Origin of the sequence: Micromonospora sp. NPDC049799 (genome assembly GCF_040656655.1) — a bacterium.
GTDB lineage: Bacteria > Actinomycetota > Actinomycetes > Mycobacteriales > Micromonosporaceae > Micromonospora.
This window is the reverse complement of record NZ_JBFAMU010000392.1, coordinates 1-4,644: the sequence shown is the minus strand read 5'-3', so window position 1 is coordinate 4,644 and position 4,644 is coordinate 1. Positions and strand designations below refer to the sequence as shown.

5 protein-coding genes are annotated in these 4,644 nt (G+C 70.2%); 3 read left to right on the top strand and 2 right to left on the bottom strand.

Annotation, left to right across the window (positions count from 1 at the left end):
- The first annotated feature begins 270 nt into the window (after window positions 1-270).
- Window positions 271-1,707 (top strand): carboxyl transferase domain-containing protein, encoded by a 1,437-nt coding sequence (locus tag AB0I76_RS22930; RefSeq protein ID WP_357038946.1) that lies wholly within the window; start codon window positions 271-273, stop codon window positions 1,705-1,707.
- A 70-nt stretch (window positions 1,708-1,777) separates the two neighbouring features.
- On the opposite strand, the gene AB0I76_RS22925 is transcribed toward AB0I76_RS22930, so the two are convergent.
- Entirely contained in the window at window positions 1,778-2,536 is a 759-nt protein-coding gene (locus AB0I76_RS22925) for an alpha/beta fold hydrolase (RefSeq protein ID WP_357038943.1), read from the bottom strand.
- A gap of 247 nt (window positions 2,537-2,783) precedes the next feature.
- On the opposite strand from AB0I76_RS22925, the gene AB0I76_RS22920 reads away from it, so the two are divergent.
- Together AB0I76_RS22920 and AB0I76_RS22915 are read left to right on the top strand one after the other, a co-directional pair.
- Window positions 2,784-3,017 carry a DUF5988 family protein gene (locus AB0I76_RS22920; protein WP_357038940.1) on the top strand — a complete coding sequence of 78 codons (234 nt, stop codon included), beginning with the start codon at window positions 2,784-2,786 and terminating at the stop codon, window positions 3,015-3,017.
- A gap of 277 nt (window positions 3,018-3,294) precedes the next feature.
- Window positions 3,295-4,023, top strand: coding sequence for an AraC family transcriptional regulator (locus tag AB0I76_RS22915; RefSeq protein WP_357038937.1), 729 nt, complete (start codon window positions 3,295-3,297; stop codon window positions 4,021-4,023).
- 54 nt (window positions 4,024-4,077) lie between these two features.
- Here AB0I76_RS22915 and AB0I76_RS22910 read toward each other — a convergent pair.
- The coding region (locus tag AB0I76_RS22910) for a DUF1579 family protein (RefSeq protein WP_357038934.1) at window positions 4,078-4,644 on the bottom strand (567 nt) is incomplete at its 5' end.

The following is a 4,644-nucleotide window of genomic DNA, read 5'->3' as shown; positions in this document are numbered from 1 at the left end:
ACCGAGGGCTATGCTGCCGGGGCGACGCGGGCCGGCGTTTTACGGCCGCCCCGTTCCGGGTAGCAGGAGACCTTGCCCCACGATCGACACGGGCGCCGAGGACAGCGAAGCGCGTACGCCGTGATTCAGCAACCCCTACCTGAGCACCTGGATTTCACTTCTGACGACACCGGATCCGGGGTGGATTAGGGGTTCAGCGCCGTGCGAGATCGTCGTTAGCGTGAGGACACTCTCTCCCACTCCACCCACCCCGCGCTGCGGAGGTCCAGCATGACGGTCACACTCACCGCACGCCTCGACGGGGAGTCGGTCCATACCGACGACCGGCACCCGCGCACCCGCCTCGGGCGGCTGCTGGACCCGGGCAGTCTGCTGCCGATGCATCCCGCCGACGACAGCGGCGTGACCGCCGTCAGTGGCCGGATCGGCGGCTTCCCGGTGGTCGCATACTGCACCGACGCCGGCCGGATGGGCGGGGCGCTCGGTGCGGCCGGCGCCGACCACATCATCGAGGCGATCCGGCTGGCACTGTGGAAGCACTGGCCGGTGATCGGGTTGTGGCACTCGGGTGGGGCCAAGCTGGCCGACGGCGTCGAGTCGATGGACGGCGTCGGACGGATGTTCGCCATGATGACCAAGGCGTCCGGTCGGATCCCGCAGATCTCGGTCGTCCTCGGTCCGGCGGCCGGAGCCGCCGCGTACGGTCCGGCGCTCACCGACCTGGTGATCATGTCGGACGCGGCGCGGGTCTTCGTCACCGGTCCAAACGTGGTGCAGAGCGTCACCGGTGAACAGGTGGACATGGAGTCGTTGGGCGGGCCGTCGGTGCACGCCCGCCGCTCGGGGGTGGCGCACGTGACGGCCGCGTCGGAGGCGGAGGCGTACCTCCGGGCCCGGCGGATCACCGAGTTGCTCGCCCGCCCCGGCCACGTCGCCCCGGCCGCGGCAGCGGGCGGCCCGGACCTACGGGCGCTGCTGCCGGAGTCCAGCCGGCGGGCGTACGACGTGCGTCCGTTGGTGCGGCACCTGCTCGACCGGGACGACGACGGGCCCTCGTTCGAGGAACTCCAGCCCAACTGGGCCCGGAACATGGTGATCGGGCTGGGCCGGCTCGCCGGCAGGACGGTCGGCCTGCTGGCCAACAACCCGTTGCGCAAGGGCGGCTGCCTCGACTCGCAGAGCGCCGAGAAGGCGGCCCGTTTCGTGCGGATGTGCGACGCGCTGGGCGTGCCCCTGCTGGTCCTGGTCGACGTGCCCGGCTACCTGCCGGGGGTCGGGCAGGAATGGGACGGGGTGGTCCGGCGGGGGGCCAAGCTGCTGCACGCCTTCGCCGAGGCCGAGGTGGCCCGGATAACCCTGATCACGCGGAAGTCCTACGGCGGGGCGTACATCGCGATGAACTCCCGCTCGCTCGGCGCGACCGCGGTCTTCGCCTGGCCGGAGGCGGAGGTGGCGGTGATGGGTGCGGAGGCCGCGGTGGGGGTGCTGCACCGGCGGGAGCTGGCGGCGGCCTTGCCGGAAAAGGCCGCCGAGCTGCGCGCCCAGCTGGTGGAGGAGCACCGCCGAGAATCCGGTGGAGTGAAGCGGGGACTCGCGCTTGGCGTCATCGACGAGATCATCGAGCCGGCGGACACCCGCCGGCGGCTCGCCGAGGCGTTCGCCGCCGCGCGGAACCGGCGGGGCCGGCACGGCAACATCCCGCTCTGACGACTCGCTCCGCCCGGTACGCGTACCGCCGCCCCGCGTCGCCTTCGGCGCAGGGCGGCGTGTGCGGCGGTCAGTGGTGGACGGGACCGAGCACCTCGGTCACCACCGCGAGGACGTCCGCGGGCCGCTCGGTGAGGTAGAAATGGCCGCCCGGGAAGTAGCGGACGTCGGTGGGGCCGGTGGTGTGGGCCCGCCACGCCTCCGCCTCGTCCGTGGTGACCAGCGGGTCCGCGGTGCCGACCAGCACCGTCAGCGGGCAGCGCAGCCGGGTCCCGGGCCGCTCCCGGTAGGTCTCGATTGCCCGGTAGTCGGACCGGAGCGCGGGAAGGATCATCCGCAGCAGCTCCTGGTCCGCCAGCAGCCGGTCGTCGGTGGCGCTGTGCCGGCGCAGCTCGGCGACGATCGCGTCGTCACCCCGCTGGTGCAGGTCCTCGATGCGGACCTGGTCGGGAGCCCTACGGCCCGAGGCGAACAGGTGCAGCAACGACAGCCCCCGGTCGCGCTCGAGCCGGTGGGCGACCTCGAAGGCCACGGTCGCCCCCATGCTGTGGCCGAAGAAGGCGGTCGGGCGCCCGTCGTCGAGCGCAAGCACCTCGGCGATCCGGTCGGCCAACTCGTGGATGGAGCCCACCGCCGCCTCCCGGCGCCGCTCCTGGCGCCCCGGATACTGCACGGCGAGCACCTCGACACGCGGCGCGAGCGCCTGGGACACCGGGAAGTAGAAACTGGCGGACCCGCCGGCGTGCGGGAAGCAGACCAGCCGCACCGCGGCCGGGCCCGCGTCGTGGTAGCGGCGGGTCCAGACGTCCTGGGAAAAAGCCGTCGTCACCTGCATTCACCGTCCTGGTAATGAGGGCCGGCCCGACCGGCCGGGCCGGGAACATCGGCCGGAGTGGCATGCGATACGCGTCCGGCGATTGTATTTGCCACAGAGCGATCGACCGCGACTTTGCACGCTATTTCCCCTGGCCCCACCGGCAAGATAGGGGTGCATTACGGGTGCACAATCCCGCAACCTCTCGCAATACTGAAAGAAGTCGATGCACAAGATTTCCCAACAGGACGGGAGGGTAGCGATGACCAGCTCGCCCGAAAACGTCGTCGAAAACACGATCGAGGCGGTTCTCGTCGGCGGACCGAACGACCTACCGGCAACCGTTCGGAGCCAACGACTGCCCCAGGACGGACAAAAGATAAAGATTCACCACCGGGGCGGCTACGAGCACTTTGAGCGGGAGATCGACGATCCCGCACCCTCGCCCGATCCGGTCGTTTTCCGCTGGACGACGCGCACCCGGGTCGCGGAGTGATCTTAAACGTGTAAATGCGACAGGTTGCGCGTGTCCACCTAGGACCGACCTAACCACAGCAATTTGACAACCCAGCGCACTTGATCCGTAACTCAGCGCCAGCATTGCGATACCATCTGCGCGTGGTAGGGGTCGTTGTTCCGATTCGCGACGGTGGAGCGGGATTTCTCGGAAATGCCGGCAGCCTGACCCGCATAACAGTGATCTGTGCGCGTTCTGGCAGCGACCAACAGGAGGCTCGCCGTGGGGGAGACCAATTATTTGCTGGGGGGCAACGGTGAAAGACGGCATCCGACGAGCCATTGACGCGATCCGGGATCGATACGAGGAGCCGCTCAGCCTCGACGACCTGGCGAGGTCGGCGATGATAAGCAAGTTTCACTTTCTGCGGACCTTCCGCCGGGTAACCGGGGTGACGCCGGGCCGTTTCCTCTCCGCCGTCCGGATCCACGAGGCCAAACATCTGCTTTCCACCACCACGCTCAGCGTGGCCGAGATCAGCGTCCAGGTGGGCTACGGCAGCCTCGGCACCTTCACCCGCCGGTTCACCGAGTGCGTCGGCCTCTCCCCCACCGCCTACCGTCGGGTGGCCCAGGGCGAACCGCTCCCCCACGACGGTGCGCCCGAACCTCTGCGGGACCATCCGGCCGGCAGCCTGTCCGGCACGATCCGGGCCGTACCGGGGGCCAACTCTCCCGTTCTCGCCGGCGTCTTCGACACCCCCGTTCCCCGCGGGCTCCCGGTCACCTCGCAGCTGGTCGAGGAGCCGGGACCGTGGCGGATGGACCACGTGCCGGTCGGCCGGTGGTATCTGCTCGCCGCCGCTATCGGGCCGGCCGTGGACGACGGCCGCGCGCCGTCGCTGCTGGTGGGTATGTCGGACGAGCTACGGGTCTGCGCCGGACGACACCTCCGGGTCGACCTGACCATCCGGCCGCCGGACTGGCGGCATCCGCCGCTGCTGTCGGTACTGCCCGGCATCGAGCGGCTCCGCGTCACGGTCTGACGAGGCCCCGCCCGGGCGGGTCGACACCGGCCGGCCCGCCCGGGCACTGTGCCGTCAGGACCGGTCGCAGCGGGCGGTGCCCACCGGGAACAACTGGTCCGGAGTGGACTCCATCGCCATCGAGACGTCGTTGTAGAGCTTGTCCGGCGCGGGCGAATAGAGATCGTCCCGGCCGATGTGCCGGAACCCGTTGAACAGGTAGGTGCCGGTGAAGACCGCGTGCCCGTTGGTCACCGGCGGGGCGCTGCCGCTGCCCTGGCCGTCCGCATCGTCGAAGTAGTAGGTGGTGAACTGCTGCGCCACCGGGTCCCACCCGTACACCTGCCGGGCGACGACCCGCTGTGGGTTCGAGGTGCTGGGCAGCTGAAGTGAGCGCAGCTCGTACCAGTGCCCTCCGAGGATGGACCGCACGGAGAGGTAGGTGATGTTCTTCATCTCCGGCTGGCCGTGCACCTGGGTGACGACCACGCACCGCCAGTCACCGAGCATGAAGTCGAGCTGGCTCATCTCAGCGGGCGCGGCGGTGGTGGAACGGTTGGCCGCGGCCCGGTCGTCGCTGAGCGCCGGGAAGCCCTGCGATGCCGCGTTGCCGGGCGCCGCCGGGCCGAGGGCCAGGGCACC